Raw genomic sequence first — 25,785 nt, forward strand, 5'->3', positions numbered from 1 at the left:
CGATTGGTTGCAAAGAACACGCCCACGCACGACTGCCTCGTGTGAGAGGCGGCGCTGGTCGTGAGAGTTCCATTCGGTACGAGTAAGTATCTACAATTGCTCGAGACTTGTAAGATCCCTGGACTCTAGATTCTTCGAATTCGATGAATGTAACTAGATTATCTCGTTCAATGTAAGGAATCGTTCAATGCGCAAAGGGATCATTCTGGCGGGCGGTTCGGGCACGCGCCTCTACCCGCTGACCAAGGTGCTGAGCAAACAACTCATGCCCATCTACGACAAACCCCTGGTCTACTATCCCCTCAGCACCCTGATGCTGGCAGGGATTCGGGAATTTCTGCTCATCTCCACGCCCAACGACCTCCCCCATTTTCAGCGCCTTTTGGGGGATGGCTCGGACTGGGGATTGCAGCTGCAGTACGCCGAGCAGCCGCGGCCCGACGGCCTGGCCCAGGCCCTGATCATTGCCGAAGATTTTTTGGCGGGGGCGCCCTCTGCGTTGATTCTGGGCGACAATCTCTTTTACGGCCACGACCTCAGTAAAGGCCTGCAGCGGGTCAACCAGCAAGAGGCTGGGGCTACCATCTTCGCTTATCATGTGGCAAACCCCCGCGCCTATGGAGTGGTGGAGTTCGACGCCGCGGGGAAGGCGATTTCCATCGAGGAGAAACCGGCCCATCCGCGCTCGCAGTATGCCGTCACTGGTCTCTACTTTTACGACGCCCAGGCCAGTCGGCTGGCGCGCGAGATTCGGCCCTCGGCGCGGGGCGAGCTGGAGATCACCGATCTCAATGCACGTTATTTGGCAGCTGGGCAGTTGCGGGTAGAAATCCTCAACCGTGGTACGGCCTGGCTCGATACTGGTACCCACAACGATCTGCTCAATGCCGGGGAATTCATTCGTACCCTCGAGCAGCGCCAGGGGCTCAAGGTTTCCTGTCCGGAGGAAATCGCCTGGCGCATGGGCTACATCGATGCAGCGCAGCTGGCGCGCCTAGCCGAGCCGTTGCGCAAGAGCGGCTATGGGGAATACCTGCTGCGCTGTCTAGAACAGGAGGGGATGTGATGGAACTGGAACGCCTAGCGATTCCCGAGGTTTGCCTGCTGCGCCCGCGAGTGTTTGGCGATGAGCGCGGCTTTTTTCTGGAAAGCTGGAATCGCCGGACTTTTGCAGACCTGGGCTTGGACCTCGATTTTGTGCAAGACAACCACAGCCGTTCGCAGCAGGGGGTGCTGCGCGGTTTGCACTACCAGCTGCAGCAGCCCCAGGGCAAGCTGGTGCGGGTGGTGGAGGGCGAGGTCTTTGATGTAGCGGTAGATTTGCGCCGCAGTTCGCCAACCTTTGGGCGCTGGGTGGGGGCTACGCTCTCCGCCAGTAACCACCAGATGCTCTGGGTGCCACCGGGCTTTGCCCACGGGTTTTATGTGCTGAGCACCAACGCCCAATTCCTCTACAAGACTACCGATTATTACCTGCCCTCGGCGGAGCGTTGCCTGCTCTGGAATGATCCTGCACTGGGCATCGATTGGCCGATTCCCGCCGGCGCCTCGCCCTTGCTGGCCAGCAAAGATGCCGCTGGTTTGCCCCTTTCGGCTTGCGACCTGTTTCCTTGAGGATGCCGATGACCAGTACCGTTTGTCTTTTTGGCGCTGGCGGCCAGCTTGGGCAAGAGCTGCAGCGTCGGGTTCCCGCTGGTATCGAGCTGCAGGCCATCGACCGGCGGCAGGTGGATCTCTCCCAGCCAGAGCAGATTCGCGCCCTACTCGACCGTCTGCAACCGCAGATCCTGCTCAATGCCGCCGCTTACACCGCTGTCGATCGTGCCGAAGCGGAACCAGAGCTGGCCTACGCCGTCAATGCCGAGGCACCGGGCATCCTTGCCGAATGGGCAGCAGCCAAGGGCGCGCGATTGCTGCATGTGTCGACGGATTTTGTCTTCGATGGCGAGCAGGGGCGACCCTATCGTCCCGAAGATCCCATCGCACCCCTGGGCGTCTACGGGGCGAGCAAGGCGGCGGGAGAAGCGAAAATTCGTGCCCAACTTGGCGAGCAGGCGCTCATCCTGCGCACCGCCTGGGTCTACAGCCAGTTTGGCAACAACTTCGTCAAAACCATGCTGCGCCTGATGGCAGAGCGCGAGAGCTTATCGGTAGTTGGTGATCAGATCGGTACCCCCACCTGGGCCGGGGGGCTCGCCGCAGCCCTGTGGAAAGCAGTGCAAGCGCCGGATTTTGTCGGTACCCGGCACTGGACCGATGCCGGGGTGGCTTCCTGGTACGATTTTGCCGTTGCCATTCAGGAGGAGGCCCTGCAACTCGGTCTACTGCAGCGGGCAATCCCCATCCAGATGATCCCGGCCAGCGCCTATCCGACCCCGGCGCGCCGCCCCGCCTGCGCTGTCCTCGACAAGAGCGGCAGCTACGCAGCCCTCGGCAGCGCCCCGCATTGGCGGGTGCCGCTGCGGCAAATGTTGCGCGAATATGCAAAAGGAAAAAATCATGACTGAGCCCTTGTCCATTGCCGATATGCGCCTGCTGGTAACCGGAGGAGCAGGTTTCATTGGTGCCAATTTCTGTCATTACTGGAAGCAGCGCTATCCGCAGAGCACCCTCGTCGTTCTCGATGCCCTCACCTATGCTGGCAATCGTGCAAGCCTTGCGCCTCTCGAGGGGCAGGCAGGTTTTCTCTTCGTTGCCGGCGACATCAACGATTACGCCCTGGTCGAGAGGCTGCTTGCCGAGCATCGGCTCAATACCATCGTCCACTTTGCCGCCGAGAGCCATGTCGATCGCTCCATTCACGATCCCGATGCCTTCTTGCGCACCAACATCCTCGGCACCCACACCCTCTTGCAGGCCGCGCGCAAGCAGTGGCTCGACGGACCAGGGGGCCGGATTCCCCACCGCTTTCATCACATTTCCACCGATGAGGTCTACGGCACCCTCGGGCCCACGGATCCCGCCTTTCGCGAAGATACCCCCTACGCCCCCAACTCCCCCTATGCGGCGAGCAAGGCGGCCTCCGACCACTTGGTGCGGGCCTATCAGCACACTTACGGCTTGTGTACCAGCACCAGCAACTGCTCCAACAACTACGGCCCCTATCATTTCCCGGAAAAGCTCATCCCCTTGGTCATCCTCAACATCCTGCACGGGCGGCCCTTGCCTATCTACGGCGACGGGCAACAGATCCGCGATTGGTTGTTTGTGGAAGACCACTGTCAGGGCATCGCCCTCATCCTCGAAAAGGGGCGGGAAGGAGAGAGCTACAACATTGGCGGCCACAACGAGTGGGCCAACCTGGATATCGTCCGCCTGATCTGCCGCCTGCTCGACCAGGCCTTTGCCGAGGATGCGGAACTGCGCCAGCGCTATCCGCAAATGCCCGCCTGCCACGGCCAGCCAGCCGAGAGCCTGATCAGCTACGTCAAGGACCGACCGGGCCACGACCGCCGCTATGCCATCGACGCCCACAAAATTGGCACCGAATTGGGCTATCAGCCGCAGCATCGTTTTGAAGAAGGCATCCGTAAGACCATCGACTGGTACCTGCAACGCAGCGATTGGTGGCAGCCCCTGCTTGGGGAGCAATATGCCGCCTGGCTGCAGAAGCAGTATGTGAGCTGAGCGAGGCCTCGGGCAGACGATTGGCGGCTAAGTCGCGGCTCAGGGCAGCGCTGCCTTGCCCGGTCCGATCAGAGCCATGATCTGATCGCCCGCAGTGGGTACAATGCCGTCCTCGGGTAGGCTGGCAACAAAGGGCAACAGTCGCTCCCCGCGCAGCAAAAAGAGGGGCAAAAAGCCAAGCTCGGCAAATTGTTGGCGATACTGCTCCCAGCCAAATTGCTCGCTGAGCTTGGTAATTTTTAGCGACCAGCCCGCCTCTAGGCGTTCCAAAAGGTGCTCTGCGGTTGCCTGCGGGGCAAAGAGCAGGCGCCTTCGGTGGCGCCGCGCCATACGTCGGCGTGCGCTTTTTTCGTGGTGGCTGCCGTCGGCCAGGCTAAAAACGGCGTTGTGGCCAAATTCCGGGTCATAGCGCAGGCTGGTAATCAGGTTGCGGCCATCATCGGTGGATAAGGCCAGTAGATAGCCAAACCCGACCAGATCGATCTCCCGATCTGCCGCTTCCGACACCGGCGAGCCAAAGAAGGTTGCCAAACCTCGCATGCGCGCCGCGCGAATCTGCTGAAAATCGTCGTCTACCAAAAGGGGCTGAAAATCCCACTGTTGCAGTTGCTCGGCAACGCCAATGGCAAAAGGGTTGGCGCCGATGACCAAGATTCCCCGTGGTGCGGTCTCCGCCACCCGCAGCAGCCGCGCCAGCGGGCGGGTGGTAAAGCTCGCGCTAAGCACGGTAATGATGATGACGGCAAAGGTCAGCGGTACAAAGAACTGGACGTCTGGATAGCCCAGCGATGCCAGTTTATCGGCATATACCGGAGCGCCGGCGGCGGCAACGATACCACGCGGGGCGATCCACGCACTCAGCGCTCGTTCGCGCCAATTCAGGGCCTCGTGCCGATCGTAGGCAAGGAGTAGCTTGAGCGGCTGGGCCAGCAACTGGATCACCAGATAGAGGGCCAGCCCCCAGGGTAACACGTCGACCAGGGCGCTCAGCTGCAAGCGTGCCGCCAGCAAGAGGAATAATAGGGAAATCAGAAGGATGGAAAGACTTTCCTTGAAATTGAGGATGTGCTCCGTGGGCACCTCGCGCATATTGGCAAGCCAAATACCCATAATGGTCACCGCCAGCAATCCCGACTCCGCTACCAGCGAATTTGCTGCGGCAAAGACCATGAACACCGTGCCCAAGGCGACGATACCATGCAGATAATCGGGAATGGCACGCTTGCGGAGTAGCCAGCCCAGCCCAAAACCAGCGCCGCAGCCGAGGCCCAGGCCGATTGCCACGGTGCTAAAGAAGAGCTCCACGGCAGTCCACAGACCGTCGTTGCCATGGTTGGCAATGACGCCGGAGAAGACGAGTACCGCGAGCAAGGCGCCGATGGGGTCGATGAGGATGCTCTCCCAAAGCAGCACATTGCGCACGCGGGCGTTGGGGCGCGCGGCGCGGAGGATAGGCGCGATGACCGTAGGGCCAGAGACCACGATTACCGCACCAAAGAGAATCGCCACCGGCCAGATAAAGCCGGTAATCCAGTGGGTAGCCACCGCAAAAATGAGCCAGCTGCTCAAGGTGCCAATGCTCACCATGCGCCGCACCACGTGCCCGAGTTTCCCGAGTTCGCTGAATTTTAAGCTCAAGGAACCCTCGAAGAGGATCACCGCCACCGCCAGAGAGATCCCAGGAAAGAGCAGAGGGCCGAAGAGCCGGTCGGGCTGCAAGAGCCCAAATACCGGGCCAATGAGAATGCCGATCAAGAGCAGTAAGAGAATTGCCGGTAACTTGAGCCGCCAGGCCAGCCACTGGCTGGCGGCCGCCAGGATGACCAGAGCCGCTAGAATCAGTAGTACGCTCATCATCACCTCCGCGCCGCAAGAAGGGGCAAGGATACCCCGCCAACGCCGAGGGGCAAAACTGAAGGGATTTCGGCGTTTCGTCCGCTGTCCGCACCGGACCGTCGTAATCGATGGCGCTCATTGGTTTTGCCTTGTGACTTTTTCAGTGGGGCATCCGTCTATGTCACTACATTCTGCGTGAATGGGAGGAAAACATCATGGATCGTGATTCCTTTGAATCTGCCCTGGCTCTGGCTTTGCAAAAGACAGCCAGTCCAGAACCCAATCTGCCAGTAGTGTTGCGCGCTGCCCGTCGTCGTTTGGCGTTACGCGATATGGCTTCTTTCGTGCTCGCCCGCATTTGGCTGGCACTTGCGCGTTTGTTGGCGCCGATCGCAGTGCGCATACACCGTCTTTCACATTCATCAAACTGATTACTCCATGGGAGGCAAAATGGAAACCTTGCACAACACCCTTACTTGGATGACGAATCCTCTGGTCGCCCTCTACCAACGCCTCGCAGTACTCCTGCCAAACCTCTTCGGGGCGCTGGTTTTACTTCTCTTTGGGTACGCCTTCGCCCGAATTGCCGGAGCAATCACGCGTAGGGTCCTTGTCAGATTTGGCGTCGATGGTCTCATGGAACGGTCTGGTATCTCCGCCCTCAGTCGTGACTGGGGAATGAAATTGTCCTTGTCTCGGGTGCTGGGCATTTTCGTATTTGTCTTCATTTTTCTCGCATTCATCATTTCTGCACTCGACAGCTTGGGCCTGACCGGAGCTGGACAAACCGTATCGGCGGTCATGCTCTTCCTGCCGCGCTTTATCGCCGCGATGTTGGTATTAGTTCTCGGGCTGATGGCAGCCAAATGGATTTCGACGCTGGTGGGGCGCATGGCGGAAAACTCCGGATTGGAGTATGCATCCACCCTCTCGCGTTTGAGTTTTGGGGTCTTGGCCGCACTGGTCGTCTTGCTCGCGGTGGAGCAGTTGGAGATCCACATCGTGCTCATGCAGGAAGTGGTCAGTGTGGCGCTGGCCGCCATTGGCATCGCCCTTGCCCTTTCTCTTGGTTTGGGTACACGCACACTTTCTGGAGAGATCGTTGGCGGCGTGTATTTACGCGACCTACTCAAGACCGGTGACCGCATCGAGTGGAACGGCAAGAAAGCTACGGTGCAAGAGGTGGGTAGCGTGAAGACCCTCTTGGTTTTGGAGGATGGACGCCAACTGAGCGTGGCAAACTCCCGTCTGGTGCAGGAAGAATTGATCATTTCCCGCTAATTTTCGGGCGAGGGACCGTGACATTGCTCGACGACGCAATGCTCGTTGCGCAGGCCCAAAGCGAGCTGCCATACCGCACCGAGGCCTATACGAATCTCGTGCGCCGCCACGGCAGAAAAATTCGATCCCTCGCTCAGCGCTTCACCGCCGACTCGGCAGAAGCCGAGGATTTGACGCAGGAAATCTTGCTTCGCGTCTATGTAGAGCTGCCAAGGTTTCGCGGGGAGTCGAGCTTTTCCACCTGGCTCTGGCGACTCGCCACGCACCTCTGCATCGATCATCAGCGGCGCACTGCGGCGCGCCCAAAGACCGAAAATGCAGAGTCCCTCGTTGAGAACACCATGCACCCCATCGACAGGATTGCCGCCATCGAGTCCAGACTCGATGCCGAGCGCCTGCTCAAAACGCTCGACCCTGAGGACCGCAGTATAGTATTGCTTCGACTTCTGATGGATTTGGAGTTTCGTGAAATCGCTGCCATTTTGGACAGTGGACTATCGGCGACGAAGATGCGCTACTCACGTGCCATAGAGAAGCTGCGTAGCAACTGTTTTCAGGAACGGGCATGACCATATCTGTCACAACCCCGTAGCGCGGCGCAAAAGGGGGAAGTACCAGTTGTAGGGTAAACAGCGCAGGATGGAAAAACGCCAAGTAAAGGCACGCGGGAATTGGATCGCGAAGCGTTTGCTGCGCATGCCTTGCAACAGGGCTTGGGCGGCGGCCTCGGGAGTCATGAGATGCGGCATGGCAAAGCTATTCTGCGCGGTGAGGGGGGTGGCGACAAAGCCGGGATGCACCACCTGCACCCGAAAGCCGCGGGGCTCCAGATCCAGACGTAGCACTTCGGCCAGATGGGTGAGGGCGGCCTTGCTCGGACCGTAGTAGAGGGACTGCGGCAAGCCGCGTAAGGCGGCGATGCTGGAGACGAGGACGATCTGCCCGCCGCCCCGCTCCTGCCAGCCCGGGAGCGCCACCGCCAAGCTGCGCAGGGCGCCACGGTAGTTGACGTCGAGGATCTCCTCGGCGCGCTGTAGATCCAATTCCCAGGCCCGGGCTGGGGTGTAGGCGCCGGCCAAGTACAACAGTACATCGATGCCCTGCCACTGGCGCAGGATTTCTGCGTGTGCCGCCTGTAAGGTCGACGCATCCTGCACGTCGGCCGGGAGAATCAATTGCCCGGCGCCGGCCGGGAGAACTTGCTCGAGCTGTTCTCGCTTGCGCGCCGTGAGAGCGACCTTGGCGCCAGCTGCGTGCAGCGCCTGGGCGGTAGCGGCGCCAATGCCGGTACTGGCGCCAATCAGCCAGCAGCGGCGGTTCTGCCAATAGCTGTCAGTCATCGGTAGGTCTCCGGGTTTGGGTAGCCGGCAACTGCCTCGATCTCATCTGCGGGCAGGCGATGGATCTCGATGATTGCCTCGCCCACGAAAAAGCCCAAAAAGTGCATACGGCTATGGTTGATCACATGATTGGGCCCGAGCAGATACATGCGATCATCGGTGCGCAGGTTATAGGCCTTGTCGCCCACCGGCTGGCGTACGGTGTACCGCCAATGCATGGCATAACCCTCGGCGGCACCCTCGGCAATGCCCACAATGTCGCCCGCGGAACCCTGGGCGGTACCGCGAAAATTCGTCGCGTCGATTTGCTCGAGTTTCCAGATGCGCTCCGCATGGCTGCTTTGCCCTTGGTCATCCACAAAGGTAAAGCGCTCTTCGAGGGTGCCGCGTTTGCCCTCCCAGTCGCCGCGCATGTGCATGAAAAAGCGATTACGCACCCGGCGCTTGCGATCGCAGAAAATACCACTGGCGACAAGCGGTCCGCGAAAGAAGGCATCGAGCAAAAAGCTCGGTTGGCTGCCGCGATAAGCGGCGGTAGTTTGTATTGGCATGATGGCAATGTCCTTATGGCCTAGTCTGAGAGTAGCGTAAGATGGGCGACAGCGCACAAAAAAGGGAGCGCGAACGCTCCCCAATAGGCCACCAGAAATCAATCTCTACGCGATTTTATGCGTATGGGGATGAGTTCCCCCTGCTGCGTTGTCGCCTCGAGGACGCCGGCAAGGCCATAGCCGACACCGAGCGTGGCAAAAATTCCTGCACTAAGATCCCAGAAGGGAGCACTTTGCGATCCAGCGCTGGCAAACAAGCCGGCCAAGACCAAAAATACGCCACCTTGGATTGTTCGTTCCGTGAGTACACCTCGCATGACCCCCTCCTTATGCGCTCTGGCGCATCAGTTGGTACAGATCCGCAACCGCCCGCGATCCAGCCGATTGGCCTTGGGCAATGGAATCATCGATGGTTTCCGGTCCCGTTGCCGCACCGCATACATAAATACCCTTGCGCGTCGTGCCTTGGCTGTTGGTGTACTGCTCGGCGCGATCGATAAAGCCATGCTTCTCGAGACCGATACCAAAGGTCTTGGCGATTTCGGGGTTGAGAGCATTCGGGTCCATGCCAATGGCGTGTACCACCATATCCATGGGGATCACGATCGGGCGCTTGACCAAGGTGTCTTCACCCTTTACCAGCAGACGCCCATCCGGCGACTTGGTCACCTCGGCAATACGCGCCTTTACGAACTTGGTCTTGTACTCTTCTTGGCTCTTCCAATAGAACTTGTCTTCGTAGAGGCCGAAGGTACGGATGTCCATGTAATAGATGAACACGTCGGTGCTGGGCGAGATTTCCTTGATCTCCATGGCAAGGTTTGCCGACACCGTGCAACAAATCTTGGAACACCACTCGCGCCCGATCTGCCGATCACGTGAGCCCACGCAAAGCAAAATGGCAACGCGCTCCGGCACCCGACCATCGGAAGGGCAGCGAATTTGCCCGGTACCGACCATCTGCTCCATCTGGGTAGTGGTCAACACGTCTTCGTAGGTGCCAAAGCCCCACTCCGGCTTGTTGATGGAATCAAAGTGGGTGAAACCCGTCGCGAGCACGATGCTGCCGGCTTCTACCTTGTTACCGTTGCTGAGATGCGCAGTGAAGTTGCCGGCTTCACCCTCGAGTTGGGTAACCTTGGTGGACTTGTGGATGCTGACGTTACCGTTACCCTCCACGCGGCTGACCATGCGGCCAATGGCATCCTTGGCCCACTCACCCGAAGGAACGAGTTTAGAGTACCCGGAAATGATCGGCGCACCACCGAGAACATCTTCCTTCTCGACGATTACCGCCTTCTTGCCCATTCCAGCGATGGTTGCGGCGGCCGAAAGTCCGGCCGGGCCTGCACCTACTACGAGAACTGTATCTTGCGCTGCCATGACACTGCTCCTCTGCTGTCTCCGTATGGTGAAGATAGTCGCCGCGGAGGAGGTTGTCAAGCATCTGTACTAGACAAATATCGGTCAGGAATCTCGTAAGGGTTTTTGCCAGCTTTGCACCGCTTCCAACAGGTCGCGCAGGCGGCGAAAACGCGGCATACCCTCGGCGTCGGGATCGAGTTCTTCGGCGCCGCTACCACTCAGCCACAGGCTGGTGGTGGCTGGCATGCCGGCGCGTAGTTTTTGCAGAACTTGCTGATTTTTGGCATTGATGGAGGCAGCAGAAACCGCCAGCTGCAGCACGGGCACCGTACACTGCTGCAGGCAGGCCAAGACCGCGGCGGGAGCTGGCTCGCTCCCCAAGTAGAGAACCTCGGCCCCGCTGCCAAGTAGAAGGGTGCGGGTCATTTGCAGCTCGAGTTCGCGGCCTTCGCCGGGCAGGTTGGCGAGCAAGATCTGCAGGCTACCAGCGGCCGCGGGCGGGAGCATTGCCCGCGCCCAGGCCAGAGACTCGAGAAGTTGCTCGTGGGCAACGGCCTGCACGAAATCCGCCAGGGATTCGCTGAGTTCGGCTTGCGCAAGCTGCTGCTGCAGCGGGGCAGCAATGCGCAGAATAAAGGCTTGCACCCCGAGATTGGCGAGATACTGGCGCAGCAACTGGCTGCTGCGGTGAAAGTCTAGATCCTGCAGGCATTGCCACAGGCTGTCTACCTCGTCGCTAGCGACGTTACTGGCAGGGCCCTCGTTGCTACTTGGGATCTCCTGCAGTAAACGCTGCAGCTTATCCTCACTGGCGCCCACCACAAAGCCGGGGCGGTAGCCGGCAGCCAGCAGCTTGTTGATGTTTTGTAGTCGCTCGATTTGCTCGCGACTATACAAGCGGTTGCCGCTGGCATCGCGCGCTGGGACAGGGAATTCGTAGCGGCGCTCCCACATGCGTAGGAGTTCCTTGGAGATTCCGGTCTCCTGCTCAACGACGCTGATGGGGTACTGATGCTCTTCCGCTTGCATGGGCGCTTGCTGTTCTCGTTTTGTATAGGACGGTATTGAAACTGGGATCGGCATATACTAGGATCATCTTGCCATGATTGGCGCGTATAGTACAAAGTCCGGACGGCGAAGCAAGGGGAGGGGCGGTGAAGGAGTTTTTCCCAGTCCAATGGCGAGACCAATTGGCACGAATCGACCGCCAGCAGATAGAGCTCTGGAATTTTGGGGTCATCGCCCTCAACAACGAGGCCAAAGTCGTCCTCTTCAATAGTGCCGAGGAGCGGCTGAGCGGGCTGCCTCGCGAAGAAGTGCTGGGACACGATTTTTTTACCGAAGTAGCACCTTGCACCGCCAGTCGTCTTTTTCGGGGCCGCTATTTACGCGCCCGTGCCGAGGGTTTTCTCGATGAGCACTTCTTCTACACCTTCACTTACCGAATTCGCCCGGTATCAGCCCATATCCACATGCTGCACGACGCTGCCCAGTCGCCCTTGGTCTTCTTTTTTCTGGACCGCGTGGTGCCGCTTTTCGAGGACTTGGGATGAGTAGCGCGCCGGACTGGCTCAGCAACGACTGGTTGCTGGAAACCTTCGATGCCCTTGCGCAGCAGCGCTTCCAGACCCCGCATCTGCGCGAAGAGCAAGATTTGCTGCTCTATCTCTGTTTGCAGAGTCTGTGGCAGTTGCTCAACAATGCCCACCAGGGCGACGGCGAGCAATTCCTGAGCGTGCAGCAGACGCGGCAGTTGCAGGAGATCGATAGCCGCATTGCGCGGCTCGAGAATACACTCCCGTTGGCACTGCGGCAGCAGGCACAACAATGTCTGCGCAATCTGTTGATGCAGATGGACGAGATGGCGCCATGACGCCACGCGCTGCGTTGCTGCAGGCTTTGCGCGATGGGCTCGAGAGCGGCTTTTGCCTGGACTGGCGCCCCGCCGGGGTGAGTCGCGCTTGGCCGGGCCCGGCGCTGCTCAGCTGGGCGCTGCGGTTGCGGCAACGCTGGCGTCGGCAATTGCCGCCCCGCGCGCGCATCGCCGTGCGCTTACCCAACAGCCCCGCCTTTGTTGCCCACTGGCTTGCTGCCCTGCAGGGCGACTGGATCTTTTGTCCTCTGCCGGAGCTCGATGCCGCGGAGGCGCAGCGACGCCTGCAGATGCTCCGACCGCAACTCATCGTCAGCGCCGAGGGCGGGCAAGTGCGAGAGTACTGGCCCGAGAACGCCATCGGTATCGATGACCCCGAGGATCTGGCGCTGATCCTCTGGACCTCGGCAAGTATGGGGCCGGGATCGGCCTTTGGGCTGTCCCATGCCGCTTTGCTCTGGCAGCTGCGGCAGCATGCCCCCGCTCTTGCACTCGGGCGCGACAGCCTGCTGCGTAATGTCCTGCCGTGGTCCCATGTTTTTGCCGGGGTGCTGGAGTTGCTTCCGGCCCTGACGGCCGGTGCCGAGCTGCGGGTTGCCCCCCTGCAAGGGCTGCGGCACGAACACTTTACCCACCTTTGTGCGGTACCGCGGGTGTTGTCGCTCTTGAGCGATACGCAGATTGCCGATCTTGCCGGCGGTAATGTTGGCGGCGCCGCCGTAGACGCGAGCCTGGCTGAGCGCTTGCAAGGTAGTCGCCTGCGGGTGGGCTATGGGCAGACCGAAGCGGGACCCGGGGTAATGCTGGGGCCAGTGGGTAGTTTTTCCGCGGCGCTGGTGGGCAAGGCACTCCCCGAGGTGGAAATCAACGTTGCCGAGACCTTGCACTATCGTTCTCCGGGCCAAGCCCTTGGGCGTTGGGATGGCAAAAACTGGCTTCCGGTTGGCGACGCCGAGGGGTGGATCGACAGTGGCGATCGCCTGAGCCCCTTACCCGATGGCAACTGGCGCTGGTGTGGGCGCCGCGATGCCCGCTTTAAGTTGGCGGATGGCCGCGGCGTGCAACCGGAAGAAGAAGAATTGCGCCTGCAGGCGCAGTACCCAGGCTTGCAGCAGGTGATCATTGGCGCCCCTGGACAACGGCGGCTGGCCGCCTTTGCGGCGGTCCAACCCGAAGATTGGGCCGCACTGCACCGCCAATGGCGCGAGCGCTATCCCCTCTATGGTCTGGCGCCCGAAGAGTGGCGCCCCTGGCAAGGTCCCACCGGTAAATTGCGGCGGGGAGACTTATACGCTGACTGGCAACACGCCTTGGCGCAAGCCCGGCGCGCCTGAAAGGAGGAAAAAATGTCGAAGCTGATCGTGATGACCGGGGCCTCGGGTGCCCTCGCCCAGGCGCTTCTGCGCCAAGTGCGGGAGCGCGGATGGCGAGTGGTGGCGGTTTCGCGTCAGGCACCGCCCGAAAACTGGCCCGAAACCGATATATGGCTGCAAGAAGATGTCTCGCATCAGGCCGGAGCCGATGCGGTATTTGCGGCGTTGCGCCAGCGCGAACTGGTCCCAGACTATTTGGCCCATCTGGCCGGCTCCTTCTTGCTCGCCGGTCTCGCGCAAACTTCCGAAGAGACGTACCGCCAAGTTCTGGCGGCCAATCTCGATTCGGCTTTTTTCTCTTTGCGCGCCTTCGTAGCCGCGCGCAAGCGCGCGGGAGAGGGAGGCGCTGCGGTTTTTGTTTCGTCGGTCGTCGCCGACATCGGCGTGTCTTTTCACGAGGCGGTGGCGGCCGCCAAAGGGGGCCTCGAATCCCTCGTCTTGGCGGCGGCGGCAACCCACGCCCGCGACGCGATTCGTGTCAATGCGGTGCGCTCCGGCCTCATGGATAGCCCTGCCGCGAGCCATATTCTGCGCAACGACAATGCCCGCACCTTGGCACGCAAGCAGTATCCCTTGGGTCAGCTCATCGATCCGGCTGCGGTGGCGGAAGCGCTCTTGTTCCTGCTAACCGCCGAGCAGATTACCGGACAGATCCTCGCCGTCGACGGCGGTTTTGGCGCGGTACGGCCCTTGCTGACCTGAGTCAGGATGGGGTGCGGCGCTCTTTAGCGTCGCATCCCGTCCCTTTCTACTTGGGCATGGCCATGGCCGCGCGGTTGGCGGCGGTGTCCGGCAGTTTGTGCATTTCCAGAGTAATATCACCGGCATGCAGTCCGTACCAGGTAACGTCGGTGTGGTCGATGACGACATTGGGTTCAATCATGTACATCCAATCGTCGGCATGCAGATTGTAAAAACTCTTGCCTACCGGCTGCTTGACGTCGTAGCTCCAATGCAGGGCAAAGCCATAAGCATCGCCGGCAGCCTTTTTCACATCGCCGGCAGAGCCTTCGGCATAACCAGAAAAGTGATGATTGCCATCGTCCACCAAGTGCCAAACCCGCTCGGCATGGGTAACCTTGCCGTCATTGGCAATATAGGTGAAGTACTCCTCCAGGGTACCCTGGTTGCCCTGCCAATGCCCCAGCATCCGCACGGTAAAGCGGTTCACGACTTTACCCGAGCGATTCTGGAACATACCCGTTGCCAGCAGCGGGCCATTGAAGAACTCGCGTAAGGAAAAATGTGGTGTGGTGTGGGCGTAGTCTTGCGGTACGGTAGCGCAGCCAGCCAGGGCCAGGACTGCAGTCAGGGGAGCAAGCAAAAAAAGGCGTTTCATCGTGAGGCTCCTAGGGAAACGGTGGTGGGAACAAATTCAACCCGCTGGGGTTGCAGAAGGTAGATGGACCAGACTTTGAGCAGGGCCGGCACCAGGGCGTAGCCGAGGAGCAGGGCCCAGAGATTTTTGCCGCTGGCGCTGTAGCCGAGCAGTTGCAGCAGGGGCAGAATGAGACCAGCGCCGAGAGCGGTTGCTGCCTTTCCTACCCAGTTGTAGAGACCAAAGTAGGAGCCGGCGCGGGCGTTGGCATCGGTATCGGTGTGGTCGGCCAAAATGCTGGGCGGTAGGGCTTGATCAGCGCCGAGGGCGAGGCCGCTCACCAGGCAAACGAGGCCATAGCCCCAGAGGGCGCCGGGACCGAGAAAACCCGCCCCCAGAAAAGCGGCAGTGGCGAGGAGCATTGCCCAGCGCCAAGCCTGGGCCTTGCCGCGCCGATGGGAAAGCCAGAGCCAAAGGGGCATGCCAGCGGCCCCGGCAAGAAAGTACAGAAGCAAAAACGCGGGCGCCCAGCTTGGCGCGCGCAGAATCTGGTCGACAAAAAAGAAAAAAAGGGTGGCCGCGACGGTATTGGCGCTCTGGGACAAGGTATAAACCCCAAGCAGGCGTGCTGTGTGCGGGCGCTGCAGCGGCTCGTAAAAGCGCCACCAAGGCCCTTGTGCCACGGTCGCCACCGGGCGGCGCAGCCGCTGCCCGCGCAGAGGCAGGGCGGCGAGCAAAAGCAGCAGCGCAAAAATTCCTGCAAACACCGGCCAGGCAGCACTGCCCAAGCGCTGCTGCAAAAGCTCGGGGAGAGCGGCGGCGAGAAGCACGCCAAGCAGGGCGCCGACCTCGCGCGCCGTCGTCAGCCAAGTGCGGCCCTGATAATCCGTAGATAGTTCCGCCCCTAGGGCTTGGTAGTTGAGACTGCTCAGGCTGTAGGCGAGGTAGAAGGCAAAGAGGGCGGGGATCAGGCTCCACCACACGCTGATTTTGGGCAGCGGATTGAAAAGAAAATAAAAACTCAGAAGGAGCAGGGGGAGCCCACCCCAGATCAACCGCAGCCGACTGCCTTGTTGGGCCGCCCAGAAGTCGCTGGCGCGTCCAATGAGTGGATCGATGATCGCATCGCCGAGCCGGGCCAATAGCAATAGGATGCCAATGCTTGCCAAAGAGAGCCCATAGCGGGTGGCGTACAGATGAGGCAAGAGCAGGTAGACGGGCAGAGCAGCAAAGGCGAGGGGTAGGCCCAAGGGCGCGTAGCGCAGCAGGATGCTTGCTGCAGGTCGCGCCTCAGTCACCATGGGCAAGGTGCAGCAATTTCCGGCGCAGTTCCGGTACCCTGGTCTGCGGATCGAGCCAAATACCGAAGAATGCCGGACAAAACTGCGGATTGTCGATCTTACTGTAGAGCTTGCCGTTAAAGTAAAAGGCGGTGTAGTGCTGCGGCACGCAAAGACCCACAATCTCGTCGCCGGGCCGTACATTAGGGAAGGCGCGCGCGAGCTCTGCGGCAAAGCGCTGGCGCAAGGCCGGGTCGGGATGGCTCAGACGATCCATCTCTTGCAAAGAGGTCTTGGCCAGTTCCTTGCTCGAAAAGTCCCGCTTGTACTCAATCGCTAGGGCAAAGGGCTGTGACTGCGGCACATAGCCGTCGCCGTCTACGTACAAGGCCGCGTTATAGACATGAAACAAGAACCAGTAGAGCTTTCCCGCTCCCAGCAGGTGCAGGCCTGGCACGACTGCATAGACGCTGCTGGGCAGCGGGACGTCTACGGTTGCTGCCCAGGCCTTCGGGGCTAGTGCAAAGGTCAGGAGGGCAAGAGAGAGCAGAAAACGCTTAGCCATGGGCCAAAGTCCACTGGCCAACACCGATGCTCCCCACCTGGAATCCGCCCTCGCAATAGGCTAGGTAGAAACGCCACAGGCGTTGAAAGGTCTGATCATAGCCCAAGCGGGTCAGGGCCTCGGCCTCGGCATCAAATTTTACCCGCCAGGCGCGTAGGGTACGAGCGTAGTCTTGGCCAAATTGCCGTTGATCCAAAATCTGCAGCCGTGCGGCTCTGCATTCCGCCTCCAATGCCGTGGGTGAGGGCAGAAAGCCGCCGGGGAAGACATAGCGGCGAATGAAGTCGGAGCCGCTGCAGTACTGCGCATATTGCGCATCCGCAATGTGGATGGTCTGCAGCAGCACCCGGCCACCGGCACGCAGCAGACTATTGAGGCGCCGGAAGTAGGTAGACCACCATTCCCGTCCCACCGCCTCAAACATCTCGATGGAGACGATACCGTCATAGAGGCCCTTGACGTCGCGATAGTCGCAGTATTCCAGCTCGACGCGATCGCTGAGGCCGGCATTGCGAATACGCTCTTGGGCATAGCGCAACTGCTCTTGGGAAAGGGTAATGCCGTGTACGCGATAGCCTTGGCGCGCTGCATACTCGGCAAAACCACCCCAGCCGCAGCCAATTTCCAGAATCTGCCCCCCCGCGGGGAGGGCGAGGCTCTCCAGGGCGAGGGCGTATTTGCGCTCCTGGGCCTGGGGTAAGTCGTTGTGGGCATCGTCAAAGTATGCGCTCGAGTAACTCATGCTTGGATCGAGCCAGAGGCGATAGAAATCATTGCCAAGGTCGTAGTGCTCGGCAATATTGCGACGGCTGCCGCGACGGGTGTTAGGGCGGAACTGGTCGAGGAGCCAGAAGAGGCGTCGCCGCCACCAACTCCCCTGAATCCAGGCCTCGACGGCATGACGATTGTGTAAGGCCAAGGCAATCAGCTGCGCCGGGTCGGGACTATCCCAAAGTCCCTCGAAATAGGCGCGCCCCAAGCCAATGTCGCCGTCTTGCAAAATGTGTCGCATGACGCGCCAGTCGTGAATTTGCCAATGGGCTCGGGGTCCATCCTCAACGCCATCAAAATGCCAGAGCTCCCCACCAGGGGTGCGTAATTCCAGGCTGCCCACCCGCAGATGCTGGCTGAGCAGGCGGTGGAGCATGGATGCCGTTCGCGGCAAGCGATGGCTACTCAGAGGCAAGGAAGCGCTGCGAGAGGTACTCATAGACTGATCTCCTCGGAAGGGGGGGAGGGTTTACGTTGTAAGCCGATGCCGGCGCGCCAGATTTTCAGGGCTTCCCAGTGGATGCCGACGGTTACCATCAGGCTCATCAGGGGGTTGCCGAGCACCTCGCGCCAGGCGCTCGCCCAGTTCAGGTCCTGACGACGACCAGCGAGCTGGGTGATCAGGCGTGCTTTGCCGGCAGCATCGAAGTGGTGGATATCGATCTGCACCCGCTCGCGGTCAAAGCGGAAGCGAAAACGATAGCTTCCATCGACGCTAAAGAAAGGCGAGACATAAAAGGCCTTTTCGCTCTGCAGCCACTCTGTGGGGAGGATTTTGCGCCCGTCACTGTGCCGCAGCAGGTAGCTGTGGTGTTCGCCAAAGGTGTTGTTCACCTCCGCAAGTACCCCGCGCAGATCTCCCTCGGCATCGAGGGCGAGCCAAAAGCTCACGGGCTTGAAGGCGTAGCCCCAGAGGCGGGGATAGGTGACCAGATAGATTTTTTCCGGAACGATTCCCACTCGGGCGAAAACACCGCGAATCCAGGGCTCGAGGGCCGATCCATCCCGTTGTCCATGGTCGGCGACGCGAAAGCCGAGGGGCGTGCGGCGCAAGATGGCCTGCAAATCCGGCAATTGATCGAGGGCAAAGCAAAGCTGGAAGCCGCGATACTGAAAGGCGCGGCGCCGCGGCTGCAGGCGTCGGTGCATCACCCGCACGGGTAGTAAGGCAGATTTCACGTAGCTTGGCTCGGCCATAGCACCGGTTCCTGGAAAGAGTCGGGCACCTTGTGCGCCCAGGGGATGCGCACACCAAAGGCGCGCGCGACTTCTACCGCACTGCGCATGCCATCTTCGTGGAAGCCGTATCCCAGCCAGGCTCCGGCCAAGTACAGCCCCTGCGCTCCCTGCAGCGATCGCAGCGTCGCCTGGGCAGCCACGGCAGGCCCATCAAAAACCGGATGGGCGTAGGCGATTTCTCGCCAGACGAGGGCGGGATCCGGCTCGCGCTCCGGGTTGAGGGTAACGATGACGGGATCGCGAAAGGGCAGCGGCTGCAGCTTATTTATCAAATAGCTGACCGCTACCGGCTGGCCGGCACCGATGCCGCCTTCGCGATGAAAATTCCACGCCGACCAAGCGGCGCGGCGTTGCGGCAAAAAGCTCGCATCGCGATGCAAGACGGCGCGGTTGGGTTGGTAGCGGATAGCCGCCAGGGCCGCATGATGGCTGGGCCAATGCTCCCCAAGCAAGGGCAGGAGCTGATCGCTGTGCACGGCGCTGACGACGGCGTCGAAATCTTCCGTTCCCACCGCACTATGTACGCGAACACCCGTGCCCCGCGGCTCAAGGCGCAAAACCCGCTGCCCGGCGCGAACGTCCTCCAACTGCGCTAGGATGCGATGCACATACTCCCGGCCTCCGCCTTTGACGGTAAGCCACTGGGGGCGGTGGAAGATGTTCAAGAGCCCATGGTTTTCATAAAAGCGCAAAAAAGATCGTGCCGGATAGGCGCGCATTTGCGCCACTGGGCAAGACCAGATGGCCGCCGCCATGGGTAGTAGGTAGGCCTCCTGTAGCCACTGGCCGTAACCACCACGGCCAAGAAAATCGCCCAGGGAGAGATCGGCATCGGTGCTCCGCAACCACGCCTTGGCATCGCGGTTGAAGCGCACAATGTCGCGCAGCATACCGTAAAAAGCGGGTCGCAGCAGGTTGCGACGCTGAGCAAAAAGGCCGTTCAGGTCGGTGCCGCTCCACTCCAAGTCGGGGTTCGTTAAGCGTACGCTAAAGGTCATCTGGCTCGGCACCAGTTCTACATGCAGTTCGGTAAAGAGACTGCGTAGGTGCGGGTAGGTCCAGTCGTTGCAAACCAAAAAACCTGTGTCGACCGGGAAGCTGCGGCCTTCATGTTCAATATCAACGGTGTGGGTGTGGCCGCCAAAACGCGTATCAGCCTCAAATAGACTGACCTCATGGTGCTTACGCAGTAGCCAAGCCGAGGCCAGGCCGGCAATTCCACTTCCAATAACTGCAACGCGCATCGGCGCCTCCGGGGGCAAGTTCTCTCTGTTTTACGCAAGGAAAGGAGGTTTGGATGCATCCCTTCTTGCGCGCCACTATTTTCGTACATAGTATGTATAGTACAAATTTAGATCAAGGGTGGCGGATGAAGAAAGCGCAGTTGCCACAAAAGATTTGCCCAGTTTGCCAGCGCCCCTTCTCCTGGCGCAAACGTTGGCGCAAAGACTGGGCGGAGGTGAAGTACTGCTCCGCCGCCTGCCGCGCCAAAAAACTCCACAAATCATGAACGTTTCTCGGCTGCTATTGATCCTTGGCGATCACCTCGACCTGCACTCCGCCGCCCTCGCCGGGCTCGATCCGGCGTCGGACCTCTGCGTCTTCATCGAGGCGCGCAGCGAGGCCGAGCAGGTCTGGTCGCACAAAGCGCGCATCGTCCTCTTCCTCTCGGCCATGCGACATTTTGCGGCGCAGTTACAAGAGCGCGGCCTGCCCGTCCTCTATCATTCCCTTGGCGATAGTGCTGGCAAGAGCCTCATCGAGCAACTGCAGGAGACCTTGCAGCGATATCGGCCTAGCGAACTTCTTTGCGCCCAGCCCGGTAACTGGGAGCTGCGCGAAGCGATTCGCTCCCTCTGCGCGCGTCTCGATGTGATTTACCAGGAATATGACGATCACCGCTTTCTCTTTCCCCTCGATGTCTTCAACACCTGGGCCAAGGGGAGAAAGCAATACCGCATGGAACAATGGTACCGTTTTGTACGCCAGCGCAGCGGTATTTTGATGCAGGATGGCAAGCCCCAGGGCGGCCGTTGGAATTACGACAGCGACAATCGTCGCAGTTTTGGCCGCGAGGGGCCGGGCTGGATACCCGAGCCCGTGGCCTTTGCGCCGGACGCCATCACCCAAGAAGTGATTGCCTTGGTAGAAAAAGAATTTCCAGAGCATCCCGGTCAGCTCGCGCAATTTGCTTGGCCAGTAACGGCAGAGCAGGCAGAACAGGCCCTGGAGGATTTTCTACGGCATCGACTACCGAGCTTCGGTGCCTTTCAGGATGCCACTTGGCCGGGGGAGGTTTGGCTCTATCACTCGCGTCTTTCGGCGGCAATGAATCTCGGTCTTCTCAACCCGCAGCGGGTCATCGACGGTGCCATTGCCGAACTGGAGGCTGGGCGGGCGCCCTTGGCCGCCGTCGAAGGCTTCGTACGCCAGATTCTCGGCTGGCGGGAATATGTGCGCGGCATCTACTGGCGCGAAATGCCGGGCTACCGAGAAAGCAATGCCCTAGCCGCAGAGCAGCCCCTGCCTGCTTGGTATTGGACGGGAGAGATCGAAATGGCCTGTCTGCGCGACGTGTTGCAGCGCACCCTTGCTACCGGCTACGCCCATCACATCGAGCGCCTCATGGTTACCGGTCTTTTTGCCTTGCTCCTGGGTGTGCGTCCGCAGGCCGTGCACGAATGGTTTTTGGCGATCTATGTGGATGCCATCGACTGGGTGGAAATGCCCAATGTTTTGGGGATGTCGCAGTACGCCGACGGTGGCTTGCTCGCCTCCAAACCCTATGTTGCCAGCGGCCAATATCTGCAGCGTATGGGTGGCCATTGTTCGCGCTGTCCCTTCCGGCCCGAGCAGGCGACAGGCGCCGATGCCTGCCCCTTCACCACGCTGTATTGGGACTTTTTGCAGCGCCATTGGGAGCCCTTCAGTAAGCATCCCCGCACCGCCCTGCAATGGCGCAACCTCGAACGCAAATCTGCCGACGAGTTGGCAGCCATCCGCTCCCAGGCGGCTGCCCTGCGCCAGCGCTTTGCCGGGACTACGGCATAATCCTGCAAGCTGGTGGTGCTCTCCACATTTTCCGTATCACGAGCTTCAACAGTATCTGCACTTTGGTGGCGCGCCTGGGCTACTGGAACGCAATAACCCAAGGCGCAGCCAAGTATCTGGCTCCTTTCCCTGAAGCTACGGACCAAGAGCATTACCCGCAGCCCACGTGCGCTTATCTACTGCATCTACTTGACCCTACGGGAGGGAGTAGACAAGAAAGAAGCGCTGCGGCAAGCTACGGGGTAAGGAAAGGGACATGCCGAGATAGATCATGCCTTGGAAGCCGCAGCTAGGTTGGGATTCAGCAACAGGATATTGGAAAAGGCCGGGGAATAACGAGAGGCTACGCTGTAGGAACTCTTTTGCCTTGGCGATTCCACAAGCCAAATTGTTGGTCTCGGGCTGGCGCAAACAACGGCATGGGACTCGTCACAAACAAGCAACAGTTGAAGTAGGTCGCCATGAGGTGGCCCGCTTCTTTTTTCGGGGTGCGTCGCATTAAGACTGTGAGCGGACGTATGCGCAGACCAGGGTTTCCTCGTGCTGACCCGGTCGTAGGCGGAAGAAGTTCATTGTTTTGTATTATGTTGGCTTTTCATCAGGAAGGTTATAAATACAAGCGAGTAGGCTTGAAATTGAAGGCGCCACATGGGAATGATTGTGAGATTAAAAGAAAGAATATCTTATGATGCACTCGCAATAGATGGGTCTCTACTCTCATCTTCAGGATATATATTTTTCCTTCTCGAAGGCATACCAACGCCGCTTCATATCGGCAGTATGTCTGAGTGTAATTTATAGAGGAGCGGTAAAAACTAATGAAAAATGAGAAAATAGCTTCGTTAACGCCTATGCAGGTAAAAGCCATACGTGATCGCTGGCAATGTGACTCCTCCTTTATCGGATTTCCAGATGCAGAACGTGACACAGTCCAGGACAAATGGTTCGATAATCTTCTCGTCCAGCCGGATTGGTTTTCGAATGCGACAGCCACAACGGTAACGGTTGTTGTGGCTCGTAAAGGTGCGGGCAAATCGGCTGTGCGGTTGACAGGCATTGAGCGTCGTAAGAAAGATTCAGCTACGCTAATAGTGGAAATCTCTGCAGATGAACTCGCCTCGCTACATGCGGAACGATTGGCAAAAGCGTCAGGGCGAGGATACGGAGCAGTTGCCGATTGGATGCAGATATACGCAGACACGATCTGTCGAAAATTAGCTCGTGACATGAGTGGAACTCTAGTCACCGGTGACGACGAGATCGCTATACGTGCGTGGGCAAAGACCGAGGGAATCACTGAACGAGATTTTGGCGAACGCGTCGCCGATGTTTTGAAGATGCTCGTATCTTGGGCCAACAGATTTACTGTCGAGAAAGAAGGACAGGAGAAGTACAGCGCTGAAAGGATATCGCGTGTTGCGCAAGCCACCAGCTTCGCGCTGTATGTGGATGACTTCGATAATCTACAAGAGGAAGGCGGCGCGACCAATATTCGGTTGATACGTGACGCTATCGAGGCAGCAGATAGGATTACCCACTATAATAAGAACGCTGAAGTACATTTATTCATGCGGCAAGATTTATGGCTCAATGTTAACCCTGGATGGCACTACTCAGACAAAGTAAGTGGAGTTGTTCAGCTTAATTGGGATGTTAGTGACTTAAAGAAATGGACGGCACAGAGACTTCGGCGTGCCATCGGGATAGCTCTGGAACTTGACCCCAAAAAAATTCAAGTGCCGTTTGATGATATGTGGCACATATTCTTCACACCAGATGTTAAGTTAAGAGATGGAACCAAAAGCGATTCTTTTAGCTACATTATCCGTAGATCAATGTATACTCCACGTAGCGTACGGGCCTTTATCAAATTTTCTCTTGATTGTGCGGATCGTCTTCCAGTTTCAGAATTGGCGATTAATGACGCTGAATTGGCTTATTCAACTGATCAGCTTGAATTCTTGAAAACGGAGTTTTCTGGGCTTTGTGTTGGTCTGGATATTTGCCTGCAATCCTTCACTGGTAAACCGCTTGAGTGGATCGCTTCTGATCTGTACAAACATCTTAGAGGTCTAATTGGAAATGGCCAGGTTAGGCTTCATAATGGAGTCTCTTACGGTGAACCAGATATTGCGCTCGCGCGATTTTTATATCGAATTGGGTTTTTCGAGGTGCGTTACCCACAGGAGGACCGATACGAAGTGCGTGATGTGATGCGCCATCCTGATCACTGGAAAAGCGTCAGAACCGACGACGCTGTGCGATGGGCTGTTCGGAGCGCTTTTTTTAATGGCCTGAAGTCACATAGTGTATGATCAGCGGGCGGCTCAAAAAATCTTTGCAGCGGACATTTGACGCGCTGTCCAGGTAATAACTGGTGTCGCCTTAACCACCGATATAATCAGGCGTTACGAAACATTGGTCGCAGACAGTTTCTCAGTGTTTCTTGTGGGTAGCTTAATATCACACCTCTCGCTGGGACGGATCTAAAACCACCGTTTTTGAGAGGCTTCAAATGGTGATAATCGCCGATTGGTAAATCAATGGTTTCCAATTCTCGAAAACCACATTCTCAGTAGGCAGCCACGGTTTTCAGTCATGGTGACGTGGTTTGAGAACACATTGGTGAAGTCGCTGGACGACTGCTTCCGCTGTAACCTACCCATTGGCCTGTCCTGTTCAGAGGTGGCGACTCACTAGTGTAACGTTACTCTCGGCTGGCGGGCTGGCTGGCGGTGCCGCCCATGATCACGTAGAGCCAAATCTCGCCAATACTTGCTTAGGCTTCTTCGCAGCCCGCTCTCTGGGCACGCCAGCAGGTATTAATCCGGCCCGCAAGGCAAGGAGGGGGCGGGCGAAATCAGCATTTCGATTGAATACCTTGCTTTGTGGCCACTCCAGAGCGTTTTCTGATATTTATTAAATCACAGCCGCGTTGCGCGACATTCTGTCGTGTGTCCAGGCCTGGACGCAGACGGCCATTCAGCTGATGACGCTGATTAACAGGTTCGGCGATGACTCCGAGCATTTCTGGCCGGGCGGGGTGATGCACCATGATCAATGAAAGCAATCTTTAATACTTGCTATTGATATTAAAGAATGCTTTAATTTGATCGCCACCTACTACAGGCCGCTTTCAATGACACGCACTACGGGAACCTACGTGATTTCCACGACACTGGGCGAGTCGGTGCGCTCTTTCGTGCCGCACGCCTTGCCGCCATCTGATCCGGCCCTGTCACCCGAGGTGTTCGCTGACCTCAATCGGATGGCGGAACTGGCGCTTGCGCGTTTAGCGGGTGTGTCGGGCTTGGTGCCGTCGGTGGATTGGTTGCTGTACAGCGCCATCCGCAAAGAAGCCCTGCTCACGTCACAGATCGAGGGCACGCAAGCCACGCTCACCGACCTGTTCGACGAGGAAGCTGGCTTCAAGGTCAGCAACACCGACGACGTGGAAGAAGTGACCAGCTACCTGCGTGCCTTCCGCTGGACACAGGAGCAACTTCGCGATCCCAAAGGGCTACCCATCAGCGTACGGCTGTTGTGCGAGGCACATCGACGCCTACTGGATGGGGCTCGCGGCGCAGGCAAACAACCCGGCGAGTTGCGTCGGTCGCAAAATTGGATTGGTGGCACACGGCCCGGCAATGCGGATTTCGTGCCACCGCCGCCGGAGCACGTTCCCACACTGCTGGCCGACATGGAGCGCTTCATCCACGACGAAGCGACGGACCTGCCACCGATGGTCAAGGTGGCGCTCATCCACGCGCAGTTTGAAACCATCCATCCGTTTCTTGACGGCAACGGGCGCATTGGCCGCCTCCTGATTGCGGCGCTGTTTGAACACTGGGGACTGCTGTCCGAGCCTTTGATGTACCTCAGTGGCTACCTCAAACAACACCAAGCTGAGTACTACCGTCGCCTGTCGGCCATCCGCACCGAGGGCGACTGGGAATCCTGGGTGACTTTCTTTCTGGAAGGTGTCGCCACCGCTGCGGGCGATGCTGAAAAAAACATCATCGATGTCGCCAGTCTGGTGGCCACCGACCGCAGACGCCTTTTGCACTCGGCCAAAGCAGGCCCAGCCAGCTACCGGCTGTTCGAAATGCTACCTATGATGCCGCGCTTCACCATCGAACGCGTTCGCCAGCAACTCGATACCAGCTTCCCCACGGCGACGGCTGCGGTCAAGGTGCTGGAAGAGTTGGGCATCGTGACGGAGATGACCGGACAGAAAAAGAACCGGATTTACAGCTACCAGGCCTACGTTGAACTGCTCTCTCGGTGACAAACACCTGCAAACCCGCAGCACCTC

27 protein-coding genes are annotated in these 25,785 nt (G+C 58.9%); 15 read left to right on the forward strand and 12 right to left on the reverse strand.

Features of this window, described 5'->3' with window-relative positions; translation table 11 throughout:
* Window positions 1-187 precede the first annotated feature (187 nt).
* Genes rfbA through rfbB form a run of 4 tightly spaced genes read left to right on the forward strand, consistent with a single transcriptional unit; the run spans window position 188 to window position 3,627 of the window.
* On the forward strand, window positions 188-1,066 hold the full coding sequence (gene rfbA / locus RTI30_RS00180) for a glucose-1-phosphate thymidylyltransferase RfbA (RefSeq protein WP_312262173.1): 879 nt from the start codon (window positions 188-190) through the stop codon (window positions 1,064-1,066).
* The gene (rfbC, locus tag RTI30_RS00185; protein WP_312262175.1) at window positions 1,066-1,614 is read left to right on the forward strand and encodes a dTDP-4-dehydrorhamnose 3,5-epimerase; all 549 of its coding nucleotides are present in this window, start codon (window positions 1,066-1,068) and stop codon (window positions 1,612-1,614) included. Before rfbA ends, rfbC begins: the two co-directional genes overlap by 1 nt.
* Window positions 1,615-1,622: 8 nt before the next feature.
* Entirely contained in the window at window positions 1,623-2,507 is an 885-nt protein-coding gene (gene rfbD, locus RTI30_RS00190) for a dTDP-4-dehydrorhamnose reductase (RefSeq protein WP_312262177.1), read from the forward strand.
* Window positions 2,500-3,627 carry a dTDP-glucose 4,6-dehydratase gene (rfbB, locus tag RTI30_RS00195; protein ID WP_312262179.1) on the forward strand — a complete coding sequence of 376 codons (1,128 nt, stop codon included), beginning with the start codon at window positions 2,500-2,502 and terminating at the stop codon, window positions 3,625-3,627. Before rfbD ends, rfbB begins: the two co-directional genes overlap by 8 nt.
* A gap of 39 nt (window positions 3,628-3,666) precedes the next feature.
* Here the strand turns inward: rfbB and RTI30_RS00200 are convergent, their stop codons facing one another.
* On the reverse strand, window positions 3,667-5,481 hold the full coding sequence (locus RTI30_RS00200) for a sodium:proton antiporter (RefSeq protein WP_312262181.1): 1,815 nt from the start codon (window positions 5,479-5,481) through the stop codon (window positions 3,667-3,669).
* Between the two features lie 197 nt (window positions 5,482-5,678).
* Between RTI30_RS00200 and RTI30_RS00205 the strand changes: the two genes are divergently transcribed.
* The 3 genes from RTI30_RS00205 to RTI30_RS00215 are packed head-to-tail and all read left to right on the forward strand — an operon-like array spanning window position 5,679 to window position 7,313.
* Window positions 5,679-5,894 (forward strand): hypothetical protein, encoded by a 216-nt coding sequence (locus tag RTI30_RS00205; RefSeq protein ID WP_312262183.1) that lies wholly within the window; start codon window positions 5,679-5,681, stop codon window positions 5,892-5,894.
* Between the two features lie 19 nt (window positions 5,895-5,913).
* Window positions 5,914-6,744, forward strand: a complete 831-nt coding sequence (locus tag RTI30_RS00210) for a mechanosensitive ion channel family protein (protein ID WP_312262185.1) — start codon at window positions 5,914-5,916, stop codon at window positions 6,742-6,744.
* 17 nt (window positions 6,745-6,761) lie between these two features.
* On the forward strand, window positions 6,762-7,313 hold the full coding sequence (locus RTI30_RS00215) for a sigma-70 family RNA polymerase sigma factor (RefSeq protein ID WP_312262187.1): 552 nt from the start codon (window positions 6,762-6,764) through the stop codon (window positions 7,311-7,313).
* Between the two features lie 9 nt (window positions 7,314-7,322).
* Here RTI30_RS00215 and RTI30_RS00220 read toward each other — a convergent pair whose 3' ends face one another.
* The 5 genes from RTI30_RS00220 to RTI30_RS00240 form a co-directional block, all read right to left on the reverse strand.
* Window positions 7,323-8,084 (reverse strand): SDR family NAD(P)-dependent oxidoreductase, encoded by a 762-nt coding sequence (locus RTI30_RS00220; protein ID WP_312262189.1) that lies wholly within the window; start codon window positions 8,082-8,084, stop codon window positions 7,323-7,325.
* Window positions 8,081-8,635 (reverse strand): DUF3833 family protein, encoded by a 555-nt coding sequence (locus RTI30_RS00225; RefSeq protein WP_312262191.1) that lies wholly within the window; start codon window positions 8,633-8,635, stop codon window positions 8,081-8,083. Before RTI30_RS00225 ends, RTI30_RS00220 begins: the two co-directional genes overlap by 4 nt.
* A gap of 98 nt (window positions 8,636-8,733) precedes the next feature.
* Window positions 8,734-8,952: a hypothetical protein gene (locus tag RTI30_RS00230; protein WP_312262193.1), complete on the reverse strand. Its 219-nt coding sequence runs from the start codon at window positions 8,950-8,952 to the stop codon at window positions 8,734-8,736.
* A gap of 10 nt (window positions 8,953-8,962) precedes the next feature.
* Entirely contained in the window at window positions 8,963-10,018 is a 1,056-nt protein-coding gene (locus tag RTI30_RS00235) for an FAD-dependent oxidoreductase (protein WP_312274599.1), read from the reverse strand.
* A gap of 84 nt (window positions 10,019-10,102) precedes the next feature.
* Window positions 10,103-11,029, reverse strand: coding sequence for a MerR family transcriptional regulator (locus RTI30_RS00240; RefSeq protein ID WP_312261520.1), 927 nt, complete (start codon window positions 11,027-11,029; stop codon window positions 10,103-10,105).
* A gap of 161 nt (window positions 11,030-11,190) precedes the next feature.
* Between RTI30_RS00240 and RTI30_RS00245 the strand changes: the two genes are divergently transcribed.
* The 4 genes from RTI30_RS00245 to RTI30_RS00260 are packed head-to-tail and all read left to right on the forward strand — an operon-like array spanning window position 11,191 to window position 13,948.
* A complete protein-coding gene (locus RTI30_RS00245; protein WP_312261522.1) occupies window positions 11,191-11,553 on the forward strand; it encodes a PAS domain-containing protein in 363 nt (120 codons plus the stop codon).
* Complete coding sequence (locus RTI30_RS00250) at window positions 11,550-11,873, forward strand: hypothetical protein (RefSeq protein ID WP_312261524.1); 324 nt, start codon at window positions 11,550-11,552, stop codon at window positions 11,871-11,873. Before RTI30_RS00245 ends, RTI30_RS00250 begins: the two co-directional genes overlap by 4 nt.
* The gene (locus tag RTI30_RS00255; protein ID WP_312261525.1) at window positions 11,870-13,207 is read left to right on the forward strand and encodes an AMP-binding protein; all 1,338 of its coding nucleotides are present in this window, start codon (window positions 11,870-11,872) and stop codon (window positions 13,205-13,207) included. The genes RTI30_RS00250 and RTI30_RS00255 overlap by 4 nt, the downstream gene beginning before the upstream one ends.
* A gap of 12 nt (window positions 13,208-13,219) precedes the next feature.
* On the forward strand, window positions 13,220-13,948 hold the full coding sequence (locus tag RTI30_RS00260) for an SDR family oxidoreductase (RefSeq protein WP_312261526.1): 729 nt from the start codon (window positions 13,220-13,222) through the stop codon (window positions 13,946-13,948).
* A 46-nt stretch (window positions 13,949-13,994) separates the two neighbouring features.
* Here RTI30_RS00260 and RTI30_RS00265 read toward each other — a convergent pair whose 3' ends face one another.
* From RTI30_RS00265 to RTI30_RS00290, 6 genes are read right to left on the reverse strand one after another with little or no spacing between them, the layout of a single operon-like run.
* A complete protein-coding gene (locus RTI30_RS00265) occupies window positions 13,995-14,585 on the reverse strand; it encodes a DUF3833 domain-containing protein (protein ID WP_312261527.1) in 591 nt (196 codons plus the stop codon).
* The gene (locus RTI30_RS00270; protein ID WP_312261601.1) at window positions 14,582-15,865 is read right to left on the reverse strand and encodes an MFS transporter; all 1,284 of its coding nucleotides are present in this window, start codon (window positions 15,863-15,865) and stop codon (window positions 14,582-14,584) included. Before RTI30_RS00270 ends, RTI30_RS00265 begins: the two co-directional genes overlap by 4 nt.
* Window positions 15,855-16,409, reverse strand: a complete 555-nt coding sequence (locus RTI30_RS00275; RefSeq protein ID WP_312261529.1) for a chalcone isomerase family protein — start codon at window positions 16,407-16,409, stop codon at window positions 15,855-15,857. Before RTI30_RS00275 ends, RTI30_RS00270 begins: the two co-directional genes overlap by 11 nt.
* On the reverse strand, window positions 16,402-17,619 hold the full coding sequence (locus tag RTI30_RS00280) for a cyclopropane-fatty-acyl-phospholipid synthase family protein (protein WP_312261531.1): 1,218 nt from the start codon (window positions 17,617-17,619) through the stop codon (window positions 16,402-16,404). The genes RTI30_RS00275 and RTI30_RS00280 overlap by 8 nt, the downstream gene beginning before the upstream one ends.
* Window positions 17,616-18,377: a DUF1365 domain-containing protein gene (locus tag RTI30_RS00285; protein WP_312261533.1), complete on the reverse strand. Its 762-nt coding sequence runs from the start codon at window positions 18,375-18,377 to the stop codon at window positions 17,616-17,618. The genes RTI30_RS00280 and RTI30_RS00285 overlap by 4 nt, the downstream gene beginning before the upstream one ends.
* Window positions 18,356-19,663, reverse strand: coding sequence for an FAD-dependent oxidoreductase (locus tag RTI30_RS00290; protein ID WP_312261535.1), 1,308 nt, complete (start codon window positions 19,661-19,663; stop codon window positions 18,356-18,358). Before RTI30_RS00290 ends, RTI30_RS00285 begins: the two co-directional genes overlap by 22 nt.
* A gap of 125 nt (window positions 19,664-19,788) precedes the next feature.
* On the opposite strand from RTI30_RS00290, the gene RTI30_RS00295 reads away from it, so the two are divergent.
* The 4 genes from RTI30_RS00295 (at window position 19,789) to RTI30_RS00310 (ending at window position 25,758) form a co-directional block, all read left to right on the forward strand.
* Window positions 19,789-19,929: a DUF2256 domain-containing protein gene (locus RTI30_RS00295; protein ID WP_312274608.1), complete on the forward strand. Its 141-nt coding sequence runs from the start codon at window positions 19,789-19,791 to the stop codon at window positions 19,927-19,929.
* A complete protein-coding gene (locus RTI30_RS00300) occupies window positions 19,926-21,470 on the forward strand; it encodes a cryptochrome/photolyase family protein (protein ID WP_312261539.1) in 1,545 nt (514 codons plus the stop codon). Before RTI30_RS00295 ends, RTI30_RS00300 begins: the two co-directional genes overlap by 4 nt.
* A gap of 818 nt (window positions 21,471-22,288) precedes the next feature.
* On the forward strand, window positions 22,289-23,785 hold the full coding sequence (locus tag RTI30_RS00305; RefSeq protein WP_312261541.1) for a P-loop ATPase, Sll1717 family: 1,497 nt from the start codon (window positions 22,289-22,291) through the stop codon (window positions 23,783-23,785).
* 794 nt (window positions 23,786-24,579) lie between these two features.
* The gene (locus tag RTI30_RS00310; RefSeq protein ID WP_312261543.1) at window positions 24,580-25,758 is read left to right on the forward strand and encodes a Fic family protein; all 1,179 of its coding nucleotides are present in this window, start codon (window positions 24,580-24,582) and stop codon (window positions 25,756-25,758) included.
* Window positions 25,759-25,785: the final 27 nt, after the last annotated feature.

It is taken from the genome of Candidatus Igneacidithiobacillus taiwanensis (genome assembly GCF_031962545.1).
GTDB classification, from domain to species: Bacteria; Pseudomonadota; Gammaproteobacteria; order Acidithiobacillales; family Acidithiobacillaceae; genus Igneacidithiobacillus; species Igneacidithiobacillus taiwanensis.

Excerpts from the sequence above, each read along its gene's own strand:
- rfbA (WP_312262173.1), top strand. The coding sequence starts at position 188 with ATGCGCAAAGGGATCATTCTGGCGGGCGGTTCGGGCACGCGCCTCTAC.
- rfbC (WP_312262175.1), top strand. The coding sequence starts at position 1,066 with ATGGAACTGGAACGCCTAGCGATTCCCGAGGTTTGCCTGCTGCGCCCG.
- rfbD (WP_312262177.1), top strand. The coding sequence starts at position 1,623 with ATGACCAGTACCGTTTGTCTTTTTGGCGCTGGCGGCCAGCTTGGGCAA.
- rfbB (WP_312262179.1), top strand. The coding sequence starts at position 2,500 with ATGACTGAGCCCTTGTCCATTGCCGATATGCGCCTGCTGGTAACCGGA.
- RTI30_RS00200 (WP_312262181.1), bottom strand. The coding sequence starts at position 5,481 with ATGAGCGTACTACTGATTCTAGCGGCTCTGGTCATCCTGGCGGCCGCC.
- RTI30_RS00205 (WP_312262183.1), top strand. The coding sequence starts at position 5,679 with ATGGATCGTGATTCCTTTGAATCTGCCCTGGCTCTGGCTTTGCAAAAG.
- RTI30_RS00210 (WP_312262185.1), top strand. The coding sequence starts at position 5,914 with ATGGAAACCTTGCACAACACCCTTACTTGGATGACGAATCCTCTGGTC.
- RTI30_RS00220 (WP_312262189.1), bottom strand. The coding sequence starts at position 8,084 with ATGACTGACAGCTATTGGCAGAACCGCCGCTGCTGGCTGATTGGCGCC.
- RTI30_RS00225 (WP_312262191.1), bottom strand. The coding sequence starts at position 8,635 with ATGCCAATACAAACTACCGCCGCTTATCGCGGCAGCCAACCGAGCTTT.
- RTI30_RS00230 (WP_312262193.1), bottom strand. The coding sequence starts at position 8,952 with ATGCGAGGTGTACTCACGGAACGAACAATCCAAGGTGGCGTATTTTTG.
- RTI30_RS00235 (WP_312274599.1), bottom strand. The coding sequence starts at position 10,018 with ATGGCAGCGCAAGATACAGTTCTCGTAGTAGGTGCAGGCCCGGCCGGA.
- RTI30_RS00240 (WP_312261520.1), bottom strand. The coding sequence starts at position 11,029 with ATGCAAGCGGAAGAGCATCAGTACCCCATCAGCGTCGTTGAGCAGGAG.
- RTI30_RS00250 (WP_312261524.1), top strand. The coding sequence starts at position 11,550 with ATGAGTAGCGCGCCGGACTGGCTCAGCAACGACTGGTTGCTGGAAACC.
- RTI30_RS00255 (WP_312261525.1), top strand. The coding sequence starts at position 11,870 with ATGACGCCACGCGCTGCGTTGCTGCAGGCTTTGCGCGATGGGCTCGAG.
- RTI30_RS00260 (WP_312261526.1), top strand. The coding sequence starts at position 13,220 with ATGTCGAAGCTGATCGTGATGACCGGGGCCTCGGGTGCCCTCGCCCAG.
- RTI30_RS00265 (WP_312261527.1), bottom strand. The coding sequence starts at position 14,585 with ATGAAACGCCTTTTTTTGCTTGCTCCCCTGACTGCAGTCCTGGCCCTG.
- RTI30_RS00270 (WP_312261601.1), bottom strand. The coding sequence starts at position 15,865 with ATGGTGACTGAGGCGCGACCTGCAGCAAGCATCCTGCTGCGCTACGCG.
- RTI30_RS00275 (WP_312261529.1), bottom strand. The coding sequence starts at position 16,409 with ATGGCTAAGCGTTTTCTGCTCTCTCTTGCCCTCCTGACCTTTGCACTA.
- RTI30_RS00280 (WP_312261531.1), bottom strand. The coding sequence starts at position 17,619 with ATGAGTACCTCTCGCAGCGCTTCCTTGCCTCTGAGTAGCCATCGCTTG.
- RTI30_RS00285 (WP_312261533.1), bottom strand. The coding sequence starts at position 18,377 with ATGGCCGAGCCAAGCTACGTGAAATCTGCCTTACTACCCGTGCGGGTG.
- RTI30_RS00290 (WP_312261535.1), bottom strand. The coding sequence starts at position 19,663 with ATGCGCGTTGCAGTTATTGGAAGTGGAATTGCCGGCCTGGCCTCGGCT.
- RTI30_RS00295 (WP_312274608.1), top strand. The coding sequence starts at position 19,789 with ATGAAGAAAGCGCAGTTGCCACAAAAGATTTGCCCAGTTTGCCAGCGC.
- RTI30_RS00300 (WP_312261539.1), top strand. The coding sequence starts at position 19,926 with ATGAACGTTTCTCGGCTGCTATTGATCCTTGGCGATCACCTCGACCTG.
- RTI30_RS00305 (WP_312261541.1), top strand. The coding sequence starts at position 22,289 with ATGAAAAATGAGAAAATAGCTTCGTTAACGCCTATGCAGGTAAAAGCC.